This window comes from Collinsella sp. CLA-ER-H10 (assembly GCF_040092475.1).
GTDB lineage: Bacteria > Actinomycetota > Coriobacteriia > Coriobacteriales > Coriobacteriaceae > Collinsella.
The window spans coordinates 37,620-59,354 of the sequence record NZ_JBBNLM010000002.1 but is presented as its reverse complement, the minus strand read 5'-3'; the positions used below and the strand labels follow the sequence as shown (position 1 = coordinate 59,354).

Annotated in this window: 27 protein-coding genes; 7 read left to right on the top strand and 20 right to left on the bottom strand. The window is 61.0% G+C overall.

Annotated features, from left to right (window positions below; all coding sequences use genetic code 11):
• Positions 1–39 precede the first annotated feature (39 nt).
• The 6 genes from AAAX36_RS01755 to AAAX36_RS01730 all read right to left on the bottom strand — a co-directional run bounded on the left by AAAX36_RS01755 (position 40) and on the right by AAAX36_RS01730 (position 4,780).
• Positions 40–642 (bottom strand): Type 1 glutamine amidotransferase-like domain-containing protein, encoded by a 603-nt coding sequence (locus AAAX36_RS01755; RefSeq protein WP_349073792.1) that lies wholly within the window; start codon positions 640–642, stop codon positions 40–42.
• A 124-nt stretch (positions 643–766) separates the two neighbouring features.
• Complete coding sequence (locus tag AAAX36_RS01750; protein WP_075844146.1) at positions 767–1,729, bottom strand: Abi family protein; 963 nt, start codon at positions 1,727–1,729, stop codon at positions 767–769.
• A 624-nt stretch (positions 1,730–2,353) separates the two neighbouring features.
• Positions 2,354–3,184 carry a class I SAM-dependent methyltransferase gene (locus tag AAAX36_RS01745; RefSeq protein WP_349073791.1) on the bottom strand — a complete coding sequence of 277 codons (831 nt, stop codon included), beginning with the start codon at positions 3,182–3,184 and terminating at the stop codon, positions 2,354–2,356.
• 115 nt (positions 3,185–3,299) lie between these two features.
• The gene (locus AAAX36_RS01740; RefSeq protein ID WP_349073790.1) at positions 3,300–3,905 is read right to left on the bottom strand and encodes a class I SAM-dependent methyltransferase; all 606 of its coding nucleotides are present in this window, start codon (positions 3,903–3,905) and stop codon (positions 3,300–3,302) included.
• Positions 3,892–4,521, bottom strand: coding sequence for a class I SAM-dependent methyltransferase (locus AAAX36_RS01735; RefSeq protein WP_349073789.1), 630 nt, complete (start codon positions 4,519–4,521; stop codon positions 3,892–3,894). Before AAAX36_RS01735 ends, AAAX36_RS01740 begins: the two co-directional genes overlap by 14 nt.
• A 19-nt stretch (positions 4,522–4,540) precedes the next feature.
• Entirely contained in the window at positions 4,541–4,780 is a 240-nt protein-coding gene (locus AAAX36_RS01730; RefSeq protein ID WP_349073788.1) for a hypothetical protein, read from the bottom strand.
• Positions 4,781–5,105: 325 nt separating this feature from the next.
• Here AAAX36_RS01730 and AAAX36_RS01725 point away from each other — a divergent pair, with 325 nt between their 5' ends.
• Positions 5,106–5,228, top strand: a complete 123-nt coding sequence (locus AAAX36_RS01725) for a hypothetical protein (RefSeq protein ID WP_268865717.1) — start codon at positions 5,106–5,108, stop codon at positions 5,226–5,228.
• A gap of 87 nt (positions 5,229–5,315) precedes the next feature.
• Here AAAX36_RS01725 and AAAX36_RS01720 read toward each other — a convergent pair whose 3' ends face one another.
• Genes AAAX36_RS01720 through AAAX36_RS01695 form a run of 6 tightly spaced genes read right to left on the bottom strand, consistent with a single transcriptional unit; the run spans position 5,316 to position 10,143 of the window.
• Positions 5,316–6,704: a HAMP domain-containing sensor histidine kinase gene (locus tag AAAX36_RS01720; RefSeq protein WP_349073787.1), complete on the bottom strand. Its 1,389-nt coding sequence runs from the start codon at positions 6,702–6,704 to the stop codon at positions 5,316–5,318.
• 26 nt (positions 6,705–6,730) lie between these two features.
• The gene (locus AAAX36_RS01715; protein WP_349073786.1) at positions 6,731–7,393 is read right to left on the bottom strand and encodes a response regulator transcription factor; all 663 of its coding nucleotides are present in this window, start codon (positions 7,391–7,393) and stop codon (positions 6,731–6,733) included.
• 45 nt (positions 7,394–7,438) lie between these two features.
• Entirely contained in the window at positions 7,439–7,840 is a 402-nt protein-coding gene (locus tag AAAX36_RS01710; RefSeq protein ID WP_349073785.1) for a hypothetical protein, read from the bottom strand.
• On the bottom strand, positions 7,833–8,648 hold the full coding sequence (locus AAAX36_RS01705) for a lantibiotic ABC transporter permease (RefSeq protein WP_349073784.1): 816 nt from the start codon (positions 8,646–8,648) through the stop codon (positions 7,833–7,835). The genes AAAX36_RS01710 and AAAX36_RS01705 overlap by 8 nt, the downstream gene beginning before the upstream one ends.
• Positions 8,648–9,418 (bottom strand): hypothetical protein, encoded by a 771-nt coding sequence (locus AAAX36_RS01700; RefSeq protein ID WP_349073783.1) that lies wholly within the window; start codon positions 9,416–9,418, stop codon positions 8,648–8,650. The genes AAAX36_RS01705 and AAAX36_RS01700 overlap by 1 nt, the downstream gene beginning before the upstream one ends.
• Complete coding sequence (locus tag AAAX36_RS01695) at positions 9,415–10,143, bottom strand: lantibiotic protection ABC transporter ATP-binding protein (RefSeq protein ID WP_349073782.1); 729 nt, start codon at positions 10,141–10,143, stop codon at positions 9,415–9,417. Before AAAX36_RS01695 ends, AAAX36_RS01700 begins: the two co-directional genes overlap by 4 nt.
• Before the next feature lie 456 nt (positions 10,144–10,599).
• Between AAAX36_RS01695 and AAAX36_RS01690 the strand changes: the two genes are divergently transcribed.
• On the top strand, positions 10,600–11,049 hold the full coding sequence (locus AAAX36_RS01690) for a hypothetical protein (RefSeq protein WP_349073781.1): 450 nt from the start codon (positions 10,600–10,602) through the stop codon (positions 11,047–11,049).
• A 208-nt stretch (positions 11,050–11,257) separates the two neighbouring features.
• Here the strand turns inward: AAAX36_RS01690 and AAAX36_RS01685 are convergent, their stop codons facing one another.
• A complete protein-coding gene (locus tag AAAX36_RS01685) occupies positions 11,258–11,677 on the bottom strand; it encodes a YjdF family protein (protein WP_349073780.1) in 420 nt (139 codons plus the stop codon).
• A gap of 308 nt (positions 11,678–11,985) precedes the next feature.
• Here AAAX36_RS01685 and AAAX36_RS01680 point away from each other — a divergent pair, with 308 nt between their 5' ends.
• Positions 11,986–12,216: a hypothetical protein gene (locus AAAX36_RS01680; RefSeq protein ID WP_216595131.1), complete on the top strand. Its 231-nt coding sequence runs from the start codon at positions 11,986–11,988 to the stop codon at positions 12,214–12,216.
• Positions 12,217–12,228: 12 nt separating this feature from the next.
• Here AAAX36_RS01680 and AAAX36_RS01675 read toward each other — a convergent pair whose 3' ends face one another.
• Entirely contained in the window at positions 12,229–12,669 is a 441-nt protein-coding gene (locus tag AAAX36_RS01675; RefSeq protein WP_349073779.1) for a MerR family transcriptional regulator, read from the bottom strand.
• A gap of 268 nt (positions 12,670–12,937) precedes the next feature.
• Between AAAX36_RS01675 and AAAX36_RS01670 the strand changes: the two genes are divergently transcribed.
• Positions 12,938–13,702, top strand: coding sequence for a carboxymuconolactone decarboxylase family protein (locus AAAX36_RS01670; protein ID WP_349073778.1), 765 nt, complete (start codon positions 12,938–12,940; stop codon positions 13,700–13,702).
• Positions 13,703–13,780: 78 nt separating this feature from the next.
• On the opposite strand, the gene AAAX36_RS01665 is transcribed toward AAAX36_RS01670, so the two are convergent.
• The 3 genes from AAAX36_RS01665 to AAAX36_RS01655 are packed head-to-tail and all read right to left on the bottom strand — an operon-like array spanning position 13,781 to position 16,284.
• Positions 13,781–14,605 carry an NAD-dependent protein deacetylase, SIR2 family gene (locus tag AAAX36_RS01665; RefSeq protein ID WP_195361421.1) on the bottom strand — a complete coding sequence of 275 codons (825 nt, stop codon included), beginning with the start codon at positions 14,603–14,605 and terminating at the stop codon, positions 13,781–13,783.
• 11 nt (positions 14,606–14,616) lie between these two features.
• Entirely contained in the window at positions 14,617–15,315 is a 699-nt protein-coding gene (locus AAAX36_RS01660) for a hypothetical protein (RefSeq protein ID WP_195361422.1), read from the bottom strand.
• Between the two features lie 3 nt (positions 15,316–15,318).
• Positions 15,319–16,284, bottom strand: coding sequence for an NAD-dependent protein deacetylase (locus AAAX36_RS01655; protein WP_195361423.1), 966 nt, complete (start codon positions 16,282–16,284; stop codon positions 15,319–15,321).
• Positions 16,285–16,427: 143 nt separating this feature from the next.
• Here AAAX36_RS01655 and AAAX36_RS01650 point away from each other — a divergent pair, with 143 nt between their 5' ends.
• Entirely contained in the window at positions 16,428–16,985 is a 558-nt protein-coding gene (locus AAAX36_RS01650) for a TetR/AcrR family transcriptional regulator (RefSeq protein ID WP_195568524.1), read from the top strand.
• Here the strand turns inward: AAAX36_RS01650 and AAAX36_RS01645 are convergent.
• The gene (locus AAAX36_RS01645; RefSeq protein ID WP_195568526.1) at positions 16,982–17,335 is read right to left on the bottom strand and encodes a cupin domain-containing protein; all 354 of its coding nucleotides are present in this window, start codon (positions 17,333–17,335) and stop codon (positions 16,982–16,984) included. The two genes, AAAX36_RS01650 and AAAX36_RS01645, sit on opposite strands and share 4 nt — an antisense overlap.
• 151 nt (positions 17,336–17,486) lie before the next feature.
• Between AAAX36_RS01645 and AAAX36_RS01640 the strand changes: the two genes are divergently transcribed.
• Together AAAX36_RS01640 and AAAX36_RS01635 are read left to right on the top strand one after the other, a co-directional pair.
• Positions 17,487–17,813 (top strand): helix-turn-helix domain-containing protein, encoded by a 327-nt coding sequence (locus AAAX36_RS01640; RefSeq protein WP_349073777.1) that lies wholly within the window; start codon positions 17,487–17,489, stop codon positions 17,811–17,813.
• 98 nt (positions 17,814–17,911) lie between these two features.
• Positions 17,912–18,442: a flavodoxin family protein gene (locus tag AAAX36_RS01635; RefSeq protein WP_349073776.1), complete on the top strand. Its 531-nt coding sequence runs from the start codon at positions 17,912–17,914 to the stop codon at positions 18,440–18,442.
• Positions 18,443–18,697: 255 nt separating this feature from the next.
• Here AAAX36_RS01635 and AAAX36_RS01630 read toward each other — a convergent pair whose 3' ends face one another.
• Positions 18,698–19,225, bottom strand: a complete 528-nt coding sequence (locus AAAX36_RS01630; RefSeq protein ID WP_349073775.1) for a hypothetical protein — start codon at positions 19,223–19,225, stop codon at positions 18,698–18,700.
• 227 nt (positions 19,226–19,452) lie between these two features.
• Complete coding sequence (locus AAAX36_RS01625; RefSeq protein ID WP_349073774.1) at positions 19,453–21,693, bottom strand: DNA gyrase subunit A; 2,241 nt, start codon at positions 21,691–21,693, stop codon at positions 19,453–19,455.
• Between the last annotated feature and the right edge of the window lie 42 nt (positions 21,694–21,735).

The following is a 21,735-nucleotide window of genomic DNA, read 5'->3' as shown; positions in this document are numbered from 1 at the left end:
TGCACTGTCCGAAAATTCAAGGACACTCGAATTTTCAAATTAGTCTTTGCAAATAACCTTTGAGCCTTCACCATCAATTACAATTCCCTGACGGTTGTTAATTGGGCATAGATTCAAATCCGAAAACTCAGTCATTATTTTCTCGGTAACCTTCTTAAATGGTGCCGTAAGATAATGCGGAAGAACATAGAAATCGATCAAATCAAGCCCTGCATCATCTTCCTGTGAGTAGTCCTCCGGCTTTTCATCCATTTGCTCAATATATTGGATGGTAGGAGCGCATATAGCCGCCCCCGCTGATTCACCGATCATCAGTTTTCCCTTTGCCAATTCCTTCTTCAACAGCTCATCCGTTCCCGTTTTACGGAGCTGGTCCATAAGGAAGAAAGAATTTCCACCGGTAAAATAAATCACATCCGCATCTTCAAAAATGGACCGTATCGTTGAATAAGACTCCGTTGAAATATCAATTTCCGTTACGGCTGCTCCCAGTTTATTGAATAGCTTTCGAGCCGAGCCGACATAACCGGTGTAGCCTTCACGCGGCGAAGCTGTGGGAATAAATGCGACTTTCTTGTTATCAATTTCTTCTTTTATCAAACTTCCTACACTTGAAAAGTGCGAACATAAAAACAGCTTCATCCATGTTCTCCTTTAGGTAGCCCGGAATTGCTCGTCGAGAAGAGGAATGTGCGAGCAAAAAAATAGGGCAGAGTCGCTTGCGCAAGTCCGCCCCTAAAACCGTGAAGGTTTTGCTATCTGCACGCTATTCTACCAACCCGAGCGATTCTGTCAACCTGCGAAGGAACTCGAGCGCGGAGCGAGCTGCGGCGTCGGGCCCCTTGTCGGGCAGCGCCTCGGTTTCGCCGTCGGCCCTGGCGAACATCTCGGCGAGCTCGGATGCGGCGCGCGAGCGCGAGGAGCCCTCGGGTACCAAGCCGGAGTGCGCCACGAGCACGGTCGCGACCTCCTGCATGGCCGTATTCCCCATCCACTTCCTCCTGGTCGCCTTGGGAATTCCCACGGCGGCGACCCTTCGGGAGACGCCGCTGGACGCCGAGCCCCGGGCGGCGCCCCTCTCGGCGAAGCAGTTGATCAGGCACGAGCCGTGCGCGGCGCAGTTGCGGACGGACTTCACGCGCTTGAGGTCGTAGTGGGAGGCCTCGAGGCGCCTGTCGCCCCATCGCCTGGCGCAGAAGCGCACGAAGTCGATGAGGGTGCCGAACGAGGTGAGCTCAAGGAAGGCCCAGGCAGGCATGTCGCCGGAGTACTTCGCGTAGAGGCTCGAGCTGTAGGGGCTGCGGCCGCTCATCTTGAGCTCGCGCAGGCGGTACTCCCTGTTTGCAGTGGTAAGCGATGCCATGTAGTCGGCCACGATGGCGTAGCCGTCCTCTCCACGGTCCTCCATCTCGCGAAGCAGTGTCACCTTCTGGAAATGCTCGATGTCGAGCGTCATGCCGAGCAGGGCGTGGCGCAGCTCCTGGTCGAGCGCCGCGAGCAGGCGCAGCTGGCCGAAGTCGAGGTCTACGTAGCGGCCGTCGCGCGGGCCTCCCTCGTATTTCGAGAAGAGTTTGCGGTAGGATGCGAGCTTGAAGAAGTTGCACTTGTCGCGCAGGTAGTCCGCGGCCTCTTCCTCGGAACACAGTTCGAAGGCTACGCCCTTCTGCTTGAGGTGCTCTATCTGCTGCTCGATCGTGAGGATCGGCTTCCTATCGTGGGGTTCGGCCATGCTCGGTCTCCTGTCATTGATTTGAGAATCCTATTCTACCAGCATGTTTGCCCTGAATCCTGAAGGCCCGTTCGCCAACTCATAAGCAAGCCACCTGAGACTACTCACTTTGTTCACGAATGGCGAAGACCTGCGACCTGGGGTTTTGCAAAATGGCGCACAAGCCACCCGCGTTAATTCACTTGCGATTGCAGCTGGCGGCTTGCGGGCAAAAGGGCGGTTGAGTTTCAAAACGGGCGTTTTCGGCGCCATCGAGCCTCCAAAGGCGACCCGCCGCGCACTTTGGGACAAAAACAAAAACTCAAAGCGCTGAGTTTGAAAAAAGTTTTTGAGGTTGTCCCAGCTTTTGTCCCCGAAGCCGACGAAACGCGACATCGCGTCATTCGGCGGCACGCGTTCTGTGTCGATGCCGAAAACTGGGTGTAACTGGAGTGACGGGACGGCAGAACCGACGCCATCGAGTGGGAATAGAACAGACGTTCGATAAATAATATAGTATCAGATAGCGGGCACGGTTTCAATCGAATCCGTGCCCGCTGCTGTATGTGTGTCCTTGCACGCCCAATATGCGCCGTAAAAGCCGTCTTCTTCAACGTCGAAGCGAATGCGCTTCATTTCTGCCTCTCAAAATCTTATTTTCACGATTTGCATTTTCATTCCGTTGTCACCGACCCTTGCGAGAAACCGGAAAAAGCCGCTGACAGAAGGGTCTCTCAAATCGTTGTAGCCCAGCATATAGCCGCGACTTGTGACCTGCAGACGGCTGTTCCACGTGCCGATTTCCTTGGCGGCATCCGAAACCGCAAAATATGCCCCCACATCCTTGATTTTTGCAGTCTTAAGCCATGTTTTTGCGATCATCTTTACTGCCGTCCGATTGGCAGCATCAAAGACCAGCACACCGCCGGGAAAAGCGTCCGCCATCCCCCGCACCAGTTCCCGGACCTGCTGGGTCAGAAAGTAATAGAACACCCCGGAGGCAAAGAACACCGCCCCGCCGGAGGCATCGATTTTGCCAAACCATGTGGTGTCTTTCAGGTCGCAGGGGATATTTTGTTCCCGATCCCCGGCGGGCAGTAGCTGCTGCCGCAAGGTAATCACATCCGGGAAGTCCAGATTGTAGATCTTGCATCTACCGTTGTCGCAGGTTCTGCCGGTGTTGTCCAACCCGCAGCCCAGATTGACCACCGCCGCATTGGGATGGCCTTTCAGGTAATCCCGTACCTCGAAAGCAAGGTCACTCTGCCGCATGGCCACCTCCAGCGCACCAAAGCGCTGCATCAGGCTGCGGGAGTTTTTCTCTGCCTCTGAAAAGTCGTAGTCGATCTGGTCGAGCAGACGAACCGCTGTTTCATCCCTGTAAAGGTTCGGGTACAGCTCCGTACACAGCTTTCGGGAATACAGCGGGAGGATCAGCGTCTCTTGCACGGTGTTTTTCTCAATTTTACATTTCATAGGTTTCTTCCTCAGTGAATAAAAACTGTCATAATTGCCGCCAGCACAGCCGCTATGACCGTCATGCCTATCGCCATGTGCAGGATGGATGCAAAAACACCCGTGCTTGATGCCCTTACTTCCGCGCCGTGACGCAGAGCCACTTTTTCTTTTTGCGTATCTGCACCTCGTGAAAACCCGCCTGCTCCAGACAAGCTTTTAATTCAATGTCCTTGTAGATGGTCATGCCGCCGATGATCTGCGTCCACCTCTCGTCCTTGTCCGTATCGCCATTGCTCTCGTTGCAGATAAGAATTGTCCCGCCTGGCTTCAGCGTCCGCCAGACCTCACGGAAGCATCGGGGCAAATCGGGCCAAAAATAGACGGTCTCAAAGGCCGTGACTGCATCGAAGTAGCTATCCTCAAACGCCATATCCGCCACACTGCCTTGCAGAACGGCGCAACGCCCCTCCTGAATTGCAGTTCGATTGAGTTTTCTAGTCTTCTTCACGCTGACGGGCGAATAGTCGATGCCCTTGACGACGCCATGCGGGCATTTTTTCAGCAGCCGTTTTATGTTCGCCCCGCCGCCGCAGCCACAATCCAGCACCTTGGCATTTGGTGCAAGTCGTAGAAATCGAAGTCCCCACCGCGCCACAGGGCTGTGGCCCAGATTCATCATGGCAACCATTAGTTTTCCGCCGAGGCCCACGGGCTTGCGGGTGTTTTCAAAGAACGACATCTGGCCCCTCCGATTTCGTGCATTCCGCATAGGTCAACGGGAACGAGGCCTTCAGCACCGCGCTTTTCTGCACCGCCCAGCCGTTTTGATGCAGGAAACGTAGGTATTCCTCGCTTGTCCACTTGCTGTGGAGGGGGAATCCCGCAATACTCATGAAAAAGGCTTTTGCCTTGCCGGAAACCGAGCTCCCCGCGTGGGTGAAGGTTGGCGCGATGAGCACGCCGTCGTCCTTCAGCACCCGCCTGATTTCTTGCAGGGCCTTTTCCGGATGCGGCACTATGTGAAGCGCGTTGGACGCGATCACCACATCAAAGGACTTCTGTGCATAGGGCAGGCGGAACATATCTTGTACGGAAAAGTGCAGCTTTGCGGATTTATTGTCCCGCTTTGCTTCAAGGATCATCTTTGCAGAAGCGTCCGTAGCCTCGATGTGCGCCGCTGCATTTACGATGCTCTTTGCGATAAGCCCCGTGCCGGCAGCAACTTCCAGTACGGTTTTTGCTTTCACCACCGGCCAGATCAGCTCATACATCTTTTCATACGCCGCCCGGTCCTTTCGCATGAAACGGTCGTACCGACCGGCATTCTTGTCCCAGAAGCCCTTGCGTTCGTGCATTTCTATCGCCCCCAAATAGTTAGAGACATCTAACTATAACACACGAATCATGCAGTAAGTCCTTGTGTCCGTTCATGAGAGGCTCGGAGTGAAACGGAATGTTAGGGAGATCGGCCCTGGCAAGCTTGGCCTCATAGCCCGTGACCGCCTCGGCGATGCTGTCTGCCTGGTCGTGAAAGACGAGCGTGAGCAGGTAGTAGCCAGCTTTGCCGCCACGATCGCCACTCTCGTCGACAAAGATGCAGAGCTCCTTGGCCAATGGGGACTCCTAATGGAATGGATAAAAAAATAGCCGGGGGACTCCCCCGGCACTTGGAGGTAGCTTAATGGGCCACCAATAACCTTATAGCATGCTCTGACGGTGAGTGCAAAGGGGGCGAGCCTGTACATTGCGTCGCAGCTGATGCGCAGCATCGCGCACGCCTCGTCGGCGCCGAATATCGCGTTGGTCGATGCGATGAGCCTCACCTGGCTCCTGCTAATGCTCTTGGTCATGGTCGTCCTCGAGCTCCTCTCGTCTCGAGGTTCCCTCGCGTACCCGGCCGCGGGCGGCTCCCGGGGCGGTCGCCGCCGTCATTTGCGACGTGCTTGAGGCGGAGGCATCCGATCAGGCCGGCCTTGCGTCCTGGGTCGCCAACATCCGTGCAGCGGCGGACGAGATGGCGACTCGCATCGCCGACATGCTCATGCACATGGGCGGCGACTAGCCAGGGCGATCCCCGCAACGGGCATTATTATCCGGGAAGCGTTTGATTGCGAGGCACGCCGGTGTGAGGGCCTGAGTCGTCAGGCCCTCACAGGGGGACTGCGATGGTGACCACCGCGCCGCCCGAGGGGCTGTTGGCGAGCGAGACGGAGCCCCCGTGCGCGCTCGCGGCCTCGGAGGCGGCGTGGAGGCCGAGCCCGTAGTGGTGGCCTCCGTCGCGCGAGGAGCGGGAGGAGTCATCTGTGAAGAGGCGCTCACAGCCGCGTTCGAGGGCGGCGGGAGAGAAGCCCGGTCCGTCGTCGGACACCTCGATGACGAGGTGTCCGTCCGTGACGTCGCAGGAGACCGCCACGCGCGAGCGCGCGTGCTCGGCGGCGTTGACCACAAGGTTCGCGGCGGCTCGCGCCAGGGCGGTTCGGTCGAGCGGGGCCTCGGGCGCGCCCGCGACAGCGGGGCCCGTGGCCGCGTCGAGCGTCACGCCTCGCGCCCGGGCGATCTGGGCGGCCTCGGCGAGGACCTGTTCGCAGAGCTCGGCCGGCCGCATGGGGGCCCTCTCCGCCCCGCCGGACCCGCGCGAGGCCTCGATGAGCAGGCGCACGTAGCCGTCGAGCCTTTCGACACTGCCGGCTATGTCGCGCGCGGCGGCCGCGAGGTCGGCGTCTTTCTCGTCTTCCAGCTCCTCCGCCACGAAGTCGGCGTTGGCGCGCAGCACGGTGAGCGGCGTCTTGAGGTCGTGGGCGAGCGACGCCACCTGCTCGCGCTGCCCCCGCTCCGCGGCCCAGCGGGCCTCGAGCGACTCGGCGAGGGAGGTCCGCATGGCGTCCATCGCGGCGAGGACGTCGTTCACCTCGCGCACGTTGGTGCTGCCGACCGCGAAGTCGAGCTCCCCCGCGCCGACTCGCTCCGCCGCCTCCGCGAGCGGCGCCATCTTGCGCGAGATCACGCGGCTCGCACGGCGCGCCACGAGCGCGAGCGCGAGCGCGCTTCCCGCAGCGGCGCCGACGAGCATGAGGTTCTGCGGGTTGGGAAGTAGGCCGGCGAGGTCGCGCGAGACCCACTGCGGCAGGTACTCGCTGACGAGTGCGCAGGCCCCGCCGCCCTTGAGCGGGAACGCGGCGTAGGTGAGGCCCGAGCCACCGCCCTCGATCTCCACTGTGCCCGGATCCGCGGTGAGTGCCGCACGGGTCATTTCCGTCGCGTCCTCGAGCCGTGTGCCCTCGAGGTCTGTCATCAGCACGTGTCCGTCCTTGTTCAGGATGAGGTAGCGGTACGCCGTCGGCACGTCCTGCTGCCCGCAGACGCCGTCGCGTGCCAGGCCCTCCGCGACCTCGCGCACATTGGCCGGCCCCCAGCTTGCCTCGTAGACGAAGCCCGCGTTGATCGCCGCGGAGAGCGTCATGAACGAGGCGAGCCACGCCGTAGCGACCGCCGCGAACGCGTAGGCGAAGTAGCGCGCGATGACGAAGGAGAGCGGCATGCCCCCGCGACCTCGCGCCCCGGTCCTCAGAGCTGCCACTTGTACCCCATCCCCCAGACGGTCGCGATTGGATCGGCGCCGGCCTCGGAGAGTTTCCTCCGGGCGCGGCTGACCTGCATGGATATGGCCGCGTCGTCGGCGTCGCTCTCCCAGCCGAGCACCGCCTCGCGTATCTGCGCGCGGCTCATGACCTGCCCGGGGTGGCGGGCGAGGTACTCGCAGATGGCGTACTCGGTGGGCGTGAGCGGCACGGCCTCGCCACCCACGGCGAGGCCGCGCGCCCCGAGGTCGATCCGCACCTCCCCGAAGGAGAGGGCGTGCGAGCGCGGCCGGCGCTCACGGCGTAGATGGGCCGCGACCTTGGCGCGCAGCTCCGCGGCCCCGAAGGGCTTGCGGACGTAGTCGTCGGCGCCCAGGCCGTAGCCGGCCACGGCGTCCTCCTCGGCTACGCGCGCGGTCAGGAAGACGATGGGCCCGTCGAAGTCCGGGCGGATTTGCCGCACGAGCTCGAAGCCGTCGAGCCCCGGCATCATGACGTCGCAGAGCACGAGGTCGAAGCGCGAGAGGTCCATCCCCGGGACCGCCGTCGGGTCCGCTGCCTTGACGACCTCATGACCGTCGCGGCCGAGGACGCGCGCGATCGCGTCGAGGATCGCCCGCTCATCATCCACTGCCAGTATCCTCGCCATGTTCGACCTCCTGAAACTCCCGTCGGCATTGTACTTGCGCCGCGCTCAGCGGTCCAGAGCCCTGCGCGCAGCCGAGGGCGCCTCGGCCGCGTCGCACGCGCGGTAGCGCACGCCCGAGCCGCCGCGCGCCTTGATCTCGAGCCAGCCCTCGCCGTCCGACTCCCGCCCGAAGAAGATGAGCTGGAGCTCTCGGATATTACCCCTGTCGTCCGCCGCGTCCACCAGGTAGACGTAGTTCGCCCCCGCCCCGGTGGCGTCGGCGTAGGAGCTCGCGTGGCTGCCGGGCTCGGGCGCGGGCGCCCACATGGCGATCTCAGGGTTGGGCAGCACGCGGTCGGCGATCGAGCGCAGCGCCGACCTCCAGCCAGCGTCGAGCAGGGCATTCCCGCCCAGGACGAGCGCTGCGGAGAGGAGGACGAGCACGGCGGCGAGCGGCTTCCTACGCATCTGCCCTCCCGTCCTCGAAGCGGCAGAACCAGGCGATAAGGACGGCGGCGGTTGCCAGGGTGAGCACGAGGCCAGCGAGCGCAGTCGTGAGGAGAGGGCCCGCCGCGCGTGCGGCGTCGATGAAGGCCTCCACCCCGAGCGACCCCAGGCGCGCGGGCCAGGCGAGCGGCACCCAGCTCAGGGGCGTCGCCAGGGCACCGGTGAGCTCGCCGGTCATGAGGCCGTGCGCAAGTCCTCCCACTGAGAAGAACGCGAGGAGCATTCCCGCCGCGCCGGCGCCGATGGCGGCGTTGCGGCCGAGGCGCAGGGCCACGCCGAGCCCCAGCGCGTAGAGGGGCAGGCTGCCCAGCACGATGCCCGCCCAGGCGGCCGCAAGCGGAGCGGGCCCGAGCGGCAGGCGCCCGGCGACGGCGAGCACGGCCCCGAACACGCCGAGCGCCACGGCCAGCGCGCCCGCGCCGAGCGCCGCAAGGGCGAGTAGCTTCGCCGCGACGGCGCGCCCGCGCGAGGGGACCGCCGTGAGGTTGGCGAGGCGCCCGGCAGCGCGCTCCTCGTCCACGGCGAGCCCGCAGACGATGGCGGACATAAGCGGCATGAGGGCGCCGAGGAACTGGGCGTAGGCGTCCACGCCCAGCGCCGGGTCCCATCGGGTCATGGAGAAGTACTCGCCGCAGGCAAGACCGGCTGCCAGGCCGCAGACGAGGTGCACCACTGCGAGCGGGGAGCGCGCCAGGCGCAGGGCCTCGGAGAGCAGGGCCCGCGAGAGAGTCATGCGTGGCGTCGGGTCGGAGAGACGTGTCACGGCCATCACCTCTCCTCGGAGCGCGCGAACCAGGCCGCGCCCGCCGCCGTGAGCGCGGCGAACGCGAGCGCGCAGACCGCAAGGCCCGCCAGTGTAAGCATGCCGTCCGCCGCGAGCGCCCCGCCGAGCGCCATGTCCGCCGCGAGTGGCTCGCCGCTCGGCAGCACGGGGATGAAGCTCGTGGGGATGACCATACTCGCCGACGGCGGAAAGAGCTGCGGCAGCGGCACCAGCGACCAGGCGAACCCACCCATGAGCTGCGCGGCGAGCGGGCAGAAGATGCCCGCGAGCATGCCGAACCGCGCCGTGAGGAAGAGCCCTGCGGGGATCATCCACGCCGCGGTCACCGTGTTGGCGAGCGCGCAGAGGAGCATCGTGAGCGTGCCCGCGGCCGTGAGGCCCTGCGAGGAGAACGCCGATCCCGCGAGGTAGATGCCGAAGACCACGAGGTTCGAGAGCGTACAGAGCGCGAGGCACCAGAGCGCCTTGGCCCACCAGGCGCGCCCGAGTGGGAAGCCCAGGCCCAGAAGCCCCCGCATCCGCGTGCGCGCGTCCGCCCGCGCGACGCACGCCACCACGAGCGAGAGAGCCACAGGCAGGAAGAGCGCGTACCAGTAGTTCCACGCGCTGAAGATCTGCACGCCCCGGTAGGGCATCGCGCCGAGCAGCGGCATCGGCAGTGCCATGAGAACGGCCAGGCGAACCGGTGCCGCGTGGCGCGACTTCAGGGCCTCGGCGAGCAGGCCCGCGAGCAGGCCGCCTTTCTCGCCCGTCATGCCGCCACCTCCCCGCGCGCTCGACGCCCCTCCCGGCAGACGCTCATGAAGAGTTCCTCGAGGTCCTGCCCGGGCCGAAGCGCATCCTCGTAGGCGAGGTGCCCCCCGTAGATGATGCCGATGGTGTCAGCCATCTGCTGCACCTCGGAGAGGATGTGGCTCGAGACGATCACCGTCGTACCCGCCGCCGCGAAGCCGCGGATCTGGTCGCGCAGCTCCTCGATGCCGATGGGGTCGAGGCCGTTGGTGGGCTCGTCGAGCACGAGCAGGCGTGGCCGAGCGATCAGCGCCAGCGCGAGCCCCAGGCGCTGCCGCATGCCCATCGAGAAGCGCCCGGCGCGCTTCTTCCCGGTGTCCGCGAGGTCCACGGCGGCGAGCACCTCATCTACGCGGCTCTCGGGAAGGCCCAGCAGCGTGGTGCGCACGCGCAGGTTCTCGCGCGCGGTGAGGTTGGGGTAGAGCGGCGCCTCCTCGATGAGGCTGCCGATTGCGTAGAGGTCCTCGCGGCGCCAGGCGTGCCCGGCAAAGAGGATCTCTCCGGCCGTCGGCCGCAGCATCCCGCAGATCATCTTGAGCGTTGTCGACTTGCCGGCGCCGTTGGGGCCGAGCAGCCCGTACACCTCGCCCTCGCGGATATGAAGGCTCATGTCGGCCACGGCGTCCTGCGCCTGGTCGCCGCGGCCGAAGCGCTTGGTGAGCCCGCGCGTCTCGAGCATGTAACCCATGGATTCGTCCTTTCTCTTCCGGGCGCGCGGGCCGAGTCGCCGTACCCGCGCGCCTTACCTTTCGGGTTCACCATCCATGGTGGGGCGCGTTTCTAACGAAGCCGTAACGGCCGTTGGGCTCTTTTGGCGCCAGCCCTTCTCGACCTGCGCGCCACTCATGGTATGTTTATCGTGATAATAAGGACGGAGGTGCCCGTGGCACGCAATAGGTACCCGGAGGAGACGGTCGAGAAGATCAGGGGTGACGGCCCAGCGAGTGTTATTTTGCGAGCTAGGCGCATCGAAAGCGACCTTTCGTGGTATAAACTACTTGCCGGAAGCCGCGGCTTTCAGAGTACGGCTTACGTGTACGTTTAACCTCCGTGGGCGACGGGGTGCCGCAAGGCGTAGAATATCGCCCACCTGTAGGGGCCTGCAGCGATGCGGGCCCCGCTTCGTATGAAGGGGGCGCAACCGATGAAGATCGTATCCATCTCCCAGGACTTCTTCGATCTCGTCGAGGGCGACCGCGAGCTCATGCTTAAGCACAATCGTCCCTGCATCGTGGTGGTGAGGCTGCGTTTCCGCGGGAAGCGCAGGGACTTCGCCGTGCCGCTGCGTTCCAACATCGCCCCTAACGTGCCCAAAGACCAGTACTTTGCGTTGCCACCCCGCCCCACGACGCGCCCCGGCTGCCGCCACGGCATCCACTACATCAAGATGTTCCCCATAACCAAGGCCTACCAGCGCCGCTTCAGGACCGAGGGCTCGGCCTACTACGAGACGCTCCAGCGCATCATCGATAGCAACACCAAGCGCATTGTCTCCGAGTGCCAGGCGTACCTCGACCGCTACGAGCGCGAGGGAAGGCCCCGCTTTGCCGTCGACATCGACCGCATCGTGGGGCTGCTGGAGGGCGAGAAGTAGGGCACCTCGGCTCAGTCTCGAGCCATGCGGAGTCGCTCCGCATTTTTGAACGCCGCGTGTGCGTCCCAAATACTTGAGAAACAAGCTGTGAAGTGCGGTGGCGCGCCCGTGCCCGTGCATAGCCGTCGCCATCAGCGTCTACGCGGCGTCGGCTTCAAGTGGAACTGGCGCCGCTGCTGTATATGGTTTGCCTTGCTGAAAATGGTGATCAATGCCCGCGATACTTCTGCTTGCGCTTCAACTTTCGCTGCTCGAAGCGCGTCTCCGCCTCATCCGCGCGACGCTGACTTCTTGCTTGAGCCGACTCCCGCTTCATCGCTTCCCGCTGTGCCGCGAGCGCCTGTTGTGCCTTGGTACTCACCGCGGGCCGTTTAAGGGCTTTCGCTGCCTCGCGAGCGCGCCGCTTGGGGTTCTTCGCGGGCTTGCTCGCCTCGGTCGAATCGTGATCGAAGAACGAGAGCTTCGCCCATTTGTTGACGACGAATCGCAGGATCTCCTCAGTGGACGGTTCTGCGCCGAAGACGATGCGGGCGACGCCGTATCTGCCGTCCTCGACATGCTCCGCCAGCCCGACCCAGAATTGGCCGTCGTGATATACGGTCAGGGTGGACGACACGCTGATCTGCATGGCTGGTTCCTCCTTTATGTAGATGACCATGCAGAGAAGGGACAACCAAGGAGGCAGGTTACTGATGCGGACTCCCGCACGCCCACGACTACCCGACGGGGACTGTGTTTTCATCTCTGGTGGTTGGATTGTAGCACGTGCGAATGCGCCCGGCATCGCTGCTGGCATGGCGCTACTGGGATTCGCTCCTCGATGCATCCTTGTGCACATTGCCTTCTCGGTTTCGAAACTTTAGAAATAATCGAGTTTCGAAACCGAGAAGGAGTGGATTATGGCTTGGGTAGACCGCAATACGTACCGACTCCACCGTGTTGGAGAGGCTGGCCGAGTACATGATGGACAACTCCGGCAACCTCAACTCGCCCAACAACATCGCCAACGTCCTCGACGCCAACAGGGTTCCCATCAACCACGTCACCGTCGGGCGCTATATCTCGTACCTCCGCGACGCTTTCGTCTTCTATGAGGCGAAGCGCTACGACATCAAGGGAAAGAAGTACATCACTAACCGAAGAGGACTCCTCACCGAATTCCCTTGAGATCGGGCGGCATTATTGAGCGTGGGCGTTATCGTAGGTATCTTTGATTTCTTCCGGCAAATTGTTGGGAATCAGTGCCTTCACTCTATCCTCGTTGCCATCTTGAATCGCCTGCTCGTAGTACCAGCATTTGAACTTCAGCATGTCCAGCGCGCGGTTCATGTTCTCGATCTCCGACTCCATATGGGCCTTCCGCTCCTCGAACATGGCCTTGCGCTGGGGGTATGTTGATGGACCCTCTGCACACCATTCCATGAACAGCCGGATGTCCTTGATCTCCATTCCCGCCTTCTTCAGGCATTCGATGACCCGAAGCGCCTCGAGTTCCGTATCGCCGAATCGGCGAATGCCGGACGTCCGCTCCAGCCCCGGGAACAATCCCTGCTTGTCGTAATACCGCAGCGTGGAAACGGGCAAACCGAACATCTCCGCCACCTGTCCGATTGTGTACATGGTTCCTCCGGATAAATCTCGAATTCACTCCTTGACCTAAAGTCAGGTTTAGGTATTACCTTCATTTTCGTCAATATAAATCGGTAGCGCAAGGGGTGGTCCGTAATGGACAAAACGGTATTCGCCGGCGGCGTGAACGGTGTGGGCGATATCGTCGGGCATCCCGTTCTAGAGTGGGCGCAACGAATGGGCATGGAAATCTAGGCGGGCTACTTGGTCGCGCGGAGACAGATTCGTGTCCAGAACCATCGATAGGAGGAAATCGATCATGGCAATTAAGCAGACGGCGGGTAGAGATGCCCTGGGGGAGTTCGCCCCCAAATTCGCACAGCTCAACGACGATGTGCTGTTCGGCGAGGTGTGGAGCCGAGAGGGCGAGCTCTCCCTGCGGGACCGTAGCATCGTGACGGTGGTGGCCCTGATGGCGCAGGGCCTGACGGACTCTTCGTTCCAATATCATCTGATGTCCGCAAAGAACAATGGCGTGACCAGGACGGAGATAGCGGAAATCCTTACACATGCGGCGTTTTACGCAGGATGGCCCAAGGCGTGGGCGGCCTTTCGCATGGCGAAGGAGGTCTGGGCGGATAGCGATGCTGCTGATGCAAGAGCTAAGCACCAAAACGAGATGGCCTTTCCTATCGGCGCCCCCAACGACGCATTTGCGAAGTACTTTATCGGGCAAAGCTACCTCGCGCCCCTTTCCACCAATCAGGTCGGCGTCTACAACGTGACGTTCGAGCCCGGCTGCCGCAACAACTGGCACATCCATCACGCCAAAAGCGGCGGCGGACAGATCCTTGTCTGCGTGGCTGGTCGAGGGTTTTACCAGGAATGGGGTAAACCGGCACAGGAGCTGCGCCCTGGCGATGTAGTAAATATTCCCGCGGGCGTAAAGCATTGGCACGGAGCCGCGCCCGACAGCTGGTTCTCCCATCTCGCGCTGGAGGTTCCGGGCGAGGAGACCTCCAACGAGTGGTTGGAGCCCGTGGACGACGAGGAATACCTTACAGCGGCTGACAAGGAGGCTTAAACTTTGACACCCGAATCAGAGCCATCGCTTCTATGGGCGTGATGTCCGGGCTGATGAAAGCGCAAAAGCCTCGCCACGTTACTCGTCTCCCACCCGCGCCACCGAGAGCAGGGTGCGCAAGTCGGCCTGGATCGCCTCTGCTTTGCTTCCGAGCTGCAGCGGAGCCGAGTCGCCCGAGATGTTTACGCTCAGCAGGTGCGCATCCGGCAGCTTTGCGGTCATGCTCCAGAATGGGAGCGTGATGATACCGGGGGTCATTTCGCCCACGCCAAGTTCCAGCAACAGCACGCGGCAATCGCTGCGCTCGCGCACGAAGCGCTCATATCGTTCGATACTCTCGCGCCATGCCGCGCCCTGCAGAAATGTGTCGTCGCGCACCCACGGCACAAGCTGCCAGCCGCAATGCGGGCAGCGGGGAACGTCCTCGCTGCGTACCTCAAACCTCTCCATCCCGGCAATCATGCGCTCAACGTAGGGGCTCGCGTCGAAGAGCTCGTCGCAGCATGGCTGCTTGCACTGAAGGTATGCGAAGCTTCCCTGGTAGTTGCAGGTCCTCTCGGCGGGGAAGGCCTTTTCGACCTGGGTGTCCACATTGGTGCTCAGGATGAAGTAATCCTTATGGCCGATGAGGGACCGCAGGTCGAGATAGGGTTGTGAGGCCGGCTCGCGCAGCATGAAATCGATGTATCGCGCGTAGTAGGCCCATTGCTGCTCGAGGCTGGGGTAGAGGTGATAGAAGCCGTCGAAAAGGCTCTTGAAGCCAAAGGCTTTCTGCCAGTCCGCCATTCCGGCACACGTCATGCCCGCATGGTTGTAATGGTTGAACCCGGCGGCGCTCGACATACCCGAGCCGATGCCGACGATGATGGCGTCGGCATCGTCGATGAGGCTTCGAAGCCTCATCGCTTCTCTTTCTAGAGGTGGCATCGAACGATCTCCTCGAAAGCCGGGGTCATATCGCCGTCAACGAGAATTGTCTCGCACGAAGCGTCGGGCGTCAGAGCCTGACTGTAGTTGAACACGATGTAGGTGGCGTGTTCGCAGGCGTTCGCGACCCGAGCGAGCATGCGCTTTATGACGCCGTTGCGCAGCCCCACGCCAAGTTCGAGGATGGCAACCTTGTGGTTGCGATGCGCTTGCACAAGGTGCGCGAGATCTTCGAGCTGCGCCATGGCGAGGGCATCTGGGTGGGCGAGACGCTGCTCGTCAATCGACGTGCACGTACTCCCCTCCGTCTCGAGCACGTGGTTCTCGTTGAACCCTGCGCGTGCGAAGTGCCCGTCAATATTGCATGTGATCACGAAGGTATCAGCGTGCTCCGTAAGATGCCGCAGCCCGTTCATGATTGGGCCGGGCTCATACTCGACATACTCCTTTTGATGGAATCGATCGGCCCATCGGCGTCGCACGTTTGCATCCGGAGAGGTGAGCCCCTGCAGTATGCAGCCGATGCCATCAGCCTGGGCGAGGTCTCCGTACGCTTCTTGGAAATGAGCATCGGCGTAGAAGAGGTTGAGCCCCTCTGCCATGTCGAGCCCGTTGCTGGCGCCGATGATGATAAGATCCGCCTCGGCAAGTGCCTGGCCGATACGAACCGCTTTTACCGTTTCCATGCGCTACCTACCCAGCGTCTTGCGCACGTCGGCGAGCACGTCGGCGATATCGGCACGAACGGCGAGCCCCCGATCCTCGATTGCACGGGGGAGAAACTGCGTCCTGTTGTTCACGGCGATGTAGCCAGCCTGCGGCAACTGCGCCGTGAGGGCCCAGAACGGCTCCTGGATAAACGCAGGCGTCATGCGGCCCACGCCCAGCTCGAGGAAAAGGATCCTCTGCCGCGCGTGCGCGTCGAGCCAGTCGGACACCTTGCGGTACTGCTCCTCGTAGAGCTCGCCCTGCAGGAAGTTGCCGTAGCCGCGAACCCAAGGGAACGCCTCTGCCCCGCAGTGCGGGCAGCGTGGCACGAATTCTGTCGGAACCTCAAGGCCGTCTCCCATGGCCTCTACCATGCGGGAGACCGGCTCGACCGCGTCCCACACCTCGCCGGTGCAACAGTGGGAGCACTGGAAGAAGCGGTGATCGCCTTGGATCTCTGCTACCTTCTCCCAAGGGTAGATTTTCATGAACTGCGTGTCCTGGTTGGTGGTGAGAACGAAGAAGTCTTTCTCGGTAAGAATGGCGTCGAGATCTTTGTAGGGCTCGCGCAGCGGGGCGTTGAGCGTGGTGTCGAGGAAGGTGGCAAGGTAGCCCCAGCGCGACTCGGCGGTGGGCCAGCGGTAGGACGACCCTTCAAAAGCGCCCCTGAAACCGTAGCGCTCGGCGAATTTGCCGAAATGCCTGCGATAGGTCGCGTTGTCTTCGTAGTAGAAGTCGCCGCCGCCCGCCGCGGAGAGCCCAGAGGCCCCGCCTACAAGCACGCAATCGGCTTCATCGATCATGCGGGCAAACGTTTCGATTTGCTGGTCGTAGCGCTCGGGCTCGCGGGCACTCAGTTCATAGGGCGTGCCGCCGGTGCGGTAGGCGGCCTGATGGGAAAACGATTGGTTGGTGAGTTCGATAACGAGCCGCTCGTATAGAGTCACTTGATACTCTCTTTCAACTACAATGAACAGGTGTCTATAAAAAGTATCAGTGTTGATTTGCGTCAGAGCAATGAACAGTTTCGAGCTGCTGTCGATAAACGAGCGGCTTCTGGATATTGTTGAGCGCTGCAATTGGAGGGGCCATGGAATCGGGGAAGATCGATCGTCGCCGACGCTATACGCTTTCGGTCATACGGGAGGCGTTCTTTGCGCTGCTGGCCGAGGTCGGCTTCGCGAAGATGACGGTGGCGGATATTTGCCGCTGTGCCGATATCAACCGCGGCACGTTCTATTTGCACTACGAGGACAAGTTCGCGCTGCTTGATGCACTTATCGACGAGGCCCTGGCGGCGGCGCCCCCGCTTGAGGGAACGGAGGCGGAGGCTCTCTGCCAGCGCCCGCCGGCAAACGATGACTATTATCTGCTCTACTCGGATGACGATGCATACGCCCGGGTGGCACAGCGCGTCGTCGAGCGCGGCGCTGAGCAGATGGTTCCCTCGATCATGGAGGAGACCGGGCTCTCGCGCGAGGACGCCTATCTGCTCTTCGTTCACAACGTCCAGGGAAATCTCGCGGTCAACCGCCTGCTCGGTTGGAGGCGAGGGCCCGAGTTCGCCCACGCCCAGGAGCTGCTCAGCGCCTATTCCGAAGGGGGCATGCGGGCGGTATCGGCCCCTTGCACACCGATCGCGAATTAGAACATGATAGCGTCGTCGGCCGTGAAGGCATCAAGGGATCCCTGCTTGACCTGAATGCAGACGTATGTGATGCCCGAGTCGGATGCGGCGCGGAACTGACGGTGTGCGGCGGGGGAAATGCGCAGCCAGTCGCCGGCTGCAAGCTCGATTTCCTCACCGTCGATCGTGACCGAGCCGGCGCCTTCGAGCACGCCATAGATTTCCTCGTTTTCCTTGTGTGCATGGACGAACGGAACGCCAGCGCCGGCGGGAAGATTGTTGACACTCACCTCTGCCCCGGTAAGCCCGAGCACTTCGTGCAGCTCGACACGGCTCTCATTACCGATGTGGGTCCTTGCATAATTAGCCATAATGGTTCCTCTCTTGGGGTTGATGTACCTTGCAGGCATCTCCTGCGTGAGTTATATTCAACGCGAAGGCGAATGCAAATACGAGTACGCACATATTTGTAACTGCGTACTTTTTTGTGAAACCGGTATGGTCAAGGAGGTTGGGTCTCCCGTGATGGCGAAAGAGGAGCTTCCGGAGTGTCCGGTCGCAACGGCGGTAACGCTCATTGGCGGCAAGTGGAAGCTGCTCATTATCCGTAACTTGCGCGTACGCCCCTGGCGTTTCAACGAGTTGCGCCGCAGCCTTGAGGGGATCTCTCAGAAGGTGCTTACCGACAGCCTGCGGCAGATGGAGGATGATGGGCTGGTCTTTCGCCATGACTATGGCGAGAATCCTCCCCGCGTTGAGTATGGCCTTACCGAGCTCGGCCGCCAGATGATGCCCATCATGGACTCGCTCGCAGACTTCGGCGCTTATTACAAGACGGTCGTTTCGTAGCGGACGCTCTGCTTAGGGGGCGGAAAACCGCTACGAGGGTGCTAACGAAGACCTGTCCCGAATCAACGTGCGCCTGCGGCATGAAAGAGGGGAATCCTATGAATATCGTTGTATTGAGTGGTAGCCCGCGCAAGGGCGCCAATACCGACACCATGGTCGAGGCGTTTGCCGAGACCGCGCGCGAGGCCGGCCATACGGTCGAGGTCATCCGCGTTGCCAGTAAGAAAATCGCTGGTTGCCTGGGGTGTCAGTATTGCTTCGCCCATGAGGGCACTTGCGTGCAGAAGGATGACATGGCCGACGTGATCGAGTCAATGAAAGACGCAGATATGGTCGTCTTCGCTTCGCCTATCTACTGGTTTGATATCACTGCGCAGGAGAAGGCCGCCATCGACCGCCTGTACGCCTTCGGTGCCACGGGCTTCCCGTTCACCAAGACGGCCCTTTTGCTCGATAGCCACAGCGAAGGCGTCTATGATGCGGCGATCGCTATGTACAAGTCAACCTGCGCGTACTGCAAGTGGGAGGACCAAGGCATTATCACCATCAGCGGTATGACCGAGCGCGATAGCATGGCATCGTCGCCCAAGTTGGAAGAGGTGCGAGAGCTCGCTCGCAAGCTCGCCTAAGGACAAGAAGAACGCATGGCAATCGGTGTTGGTGGAAAATGCTTGCTATCCTTATCAAGAGGAATGCTGATTGCCATGCGTTGATGCTTCCGCGGACAATTCCGGCGTGCTAAAACGCCTTCTCGTTCAAGAATTCCCTGAACGCGGGAATGTCAAAGCCAACGAGACCACGCCCGCGCTCTCCAATGACGCCGTCCTCCAGGAGGCGGCGTTTGTATTGGCTTGCGTAGTTGCTGGCGACGCCCATGCGTTTGGCTATCTCCGAGACCCTGCTGGGGCCAGAATCGGGCAGCATCGCGAGCAAAAACTCAATGTCTTTATCGGAAAGCTCCCGATAGGTCGTTTCGAGAGAAGCCCGATGCCATGCTTCTCGAGTTGCCTGAAGATGCCATTCATGCGCGTGCGCCAGTTGCCCTGAGCCTCTTGAGCATATGTCCAATCGATGCCCACTGGGCCAATTTGAACACCGTTTATGCGCGCGTGAGGCTGTGAGAGGTAGCTATCTGCGGCTTCTTTGGTTCGCTCGATAATATCTTCGAGCATGCCTGGCATGGCGGAGACATTTGCTGCGATCCAGTCGTGTTCAAGCGCCGTTTCTGAAAGGAGCGAGAGAAGCGCCGTCTTGCCCGTTCCCCTTGCGCCAGTAAAAATGGTCGACAGGTTGGGATCTCCCGGGCCGTTGATAAAGCCACGGTTGATGTCACGCAGGATATGCTCGCGACCCGCTAGAAAGGGAGGGACGCTTCCGAACGTCGGGGTAAAGGGGTTCTTGCTGTACTCCACGGTAGCTCCTTTGCAAGTTTTGCTAATTTTTGCAAGTTTTGCTAACGACTGACCAAAGGGCATCGAAGCAGTGGCGCTGACATTTTTTACGCAGAAAAATAAGCAGAAATCAATTTATCTGCGTTAAAAAATAGTTGAGAAGAAAAACGACGAGTCCCGGGCGCAATGCCGTTGCGTTCCGGGCCTCGTCGCTTTGCGAAGTATCTAACGATCTCGTTGCCGTCGTCCTAGTCAAACAAACTCGGCATGTCGTTTTCCTTCATGAGGGCGCCGGCGGAGGGGAGACTCTGCGCGGTGAACTTCTCGGCAGAGACGCCGGCGCCAAGAATCTCTTCGGTTGTGCCGACGGTGGTGACCGAGCGGCCCTTCTTGGCCGTAAAGGCCTGGACGCCCTGCGTGTTGGTGGTCGTCTTGGTCTTGAGCAGCGACGTGTTGAAGTTCATCAGGCGGTAGTCGCTCGAGACCAGCGCGATGTCGCGGTCCTCCTTGAGCACCTGGGCATACAGCAGCTTGCTGCCGCCGTAGATGGCGTTTTTGAGGCGCTTGCGGTTGGTCTTGGTAACGTATCCAGAAAGTGCGACGCGAACCACACGACCGTTCTCAAAGACAAACAGCACATCGGCCTTGTAGTCCTCGGGGTCGATGACCCAGATGACGCTCTCGTCGGGTTCCATCTCAAGATCGGTCGGCAGGTACGATCCCAGCTGTGCCGACTTGGTGTCCTCAAATGCCGCAACCTTGCACTTGTACACCTGGCTCTTGTTGGTAAACACGAGCAGCTCGTGGGTGTTGGAGGACGGGAACTCGATAAAGGGCTTGTCGCCGTCCTTGTACTTGAGCGTGGTCGCCTTCTTGAGCACGCGATCCGTCATCTTCTTAAGGTAGCCATCGCGCGAGAGCATGATGGTGACCGGGTATTCCTCGACCTCGGGCTCCAAGCTTACCTCGATAACCTCATGGGGCTCGATTCTGCCCGTGCGGCGCGGCATCACGTACTTCTTGTTGACCGCGGCCAGCTCGTCGCTGATGACCTTCTTGATGTTCTCCTCGCTGGAGAGAATCTCCTCAAGCTCGGCAATCTCGCCCTCAAGCTTGGCGATGTCCTTGGTGCGGTTGAGAATGTACTCCTCGTTGATGTTGCGGAGCTTGAGCTCGGCAACAAACTCGGCCTGCGTCTCGTCAATGTCGAAACCCGTCATAAGGTTGGGTACGACCTCGGCCTCGAGCTTGGTGCCGCGGATGATGGCGATGGCCTTGTCGATGTCGAGCAGAATCGCCTCGAGGCCGTGCAGCAGGTGCAGGCGCTCGGACTTTTTTCCCAGGTCAAAGTTAATGCGGCGACGCGTGGACTCAATACGCCACTTGACCCACTCGTGCAGGATCTGACGCACGCCCATAACGCGAGGGTAACCATCGACCAACACGTTGAAGTTGCACGAGAACGAATCCTGCAGCGTGGTCGAGCGATAGAGCTTGGCCATGAGCTTGTCGGGGTCGACACCGCGCTTAAGGTCGATGGCGATGCGCAGGCCCGAAAGGTCGGTCTCGTCGCGGATATCGGCGATCTCCTTGACCTTGCCTTCCTTGGAGAGCTTGACGATGCGCTCGATGATGACATCGGTCTTGGTGGTGTAGGGAATCTCGTAGACCTCGATGATGCGCTCTTCGGGGATCCAACGCCAGCGGGAGCGAATCTGGAAACTACCAAGGCCGGTCTCGATGATCTTCTCCATCTCCTCGCGGCGGTAGATAATCTCGCCGCCGGTCGAGAAGTCGGGCATGGGCATATACTCGAGCAGGTCGCAGTCGGGATCCTTGAGGTAATGCATCGTGGCAGTACAGACCTCGTTGAGGTTGAAGCCGCAGATATCGGATGCCATGGCGACGCCGATGCCTTTGTTGGCCGAAACCAGAATATTGGGGAACGTGGTGGGCAGCAGGCGCGGCTCCTTCATGGCGCCGTCGTAGCTGTCAACGAAGTCGACCGGGTCCTTGTCGATGTCCTTGAAGATCTCGGCGCTGATGGGGGAGAGCTTGGCCTCGGTGTAACGCGAGGCGGCGTAGCTCAGGTCGCCCGAATAGTACTTGCCAAAGTTGCCCTTCGACTCCACAAAGGGGGCGAGCAGCGCTTCGTTGCCGGTGGCTAGACGCACCATCGTCTCGTAGATCGCGGCGTCGCCGTGCGGGTTGAGCTTCATGGTCTGACCCACGATGTTGGCGCTCTTTTGGCGCTCGCCCTTGAGCAGACCCATTTTGTACATGGTGTAAAGCAGCTTACGGTGCGAGGGCTTAAAGCCGTCGATCTCGGGGAATGCACGCGAGACGTTGACGCTCATGGCGTAGGGCATGTAGTTGACCTCGAGCGTCTGCGTGATCGGCTGGTCAGTGACCTCGGAGTGCAGGCCGATGACGTTCTCGGCGTTGACCTGCTTTTTCTTTGGCTGGGTTTTCGTCTTCTTCTTTGCCACGATTTCCTCTTGAACTTCTTATGGCCGTCGTTATCGATTTGC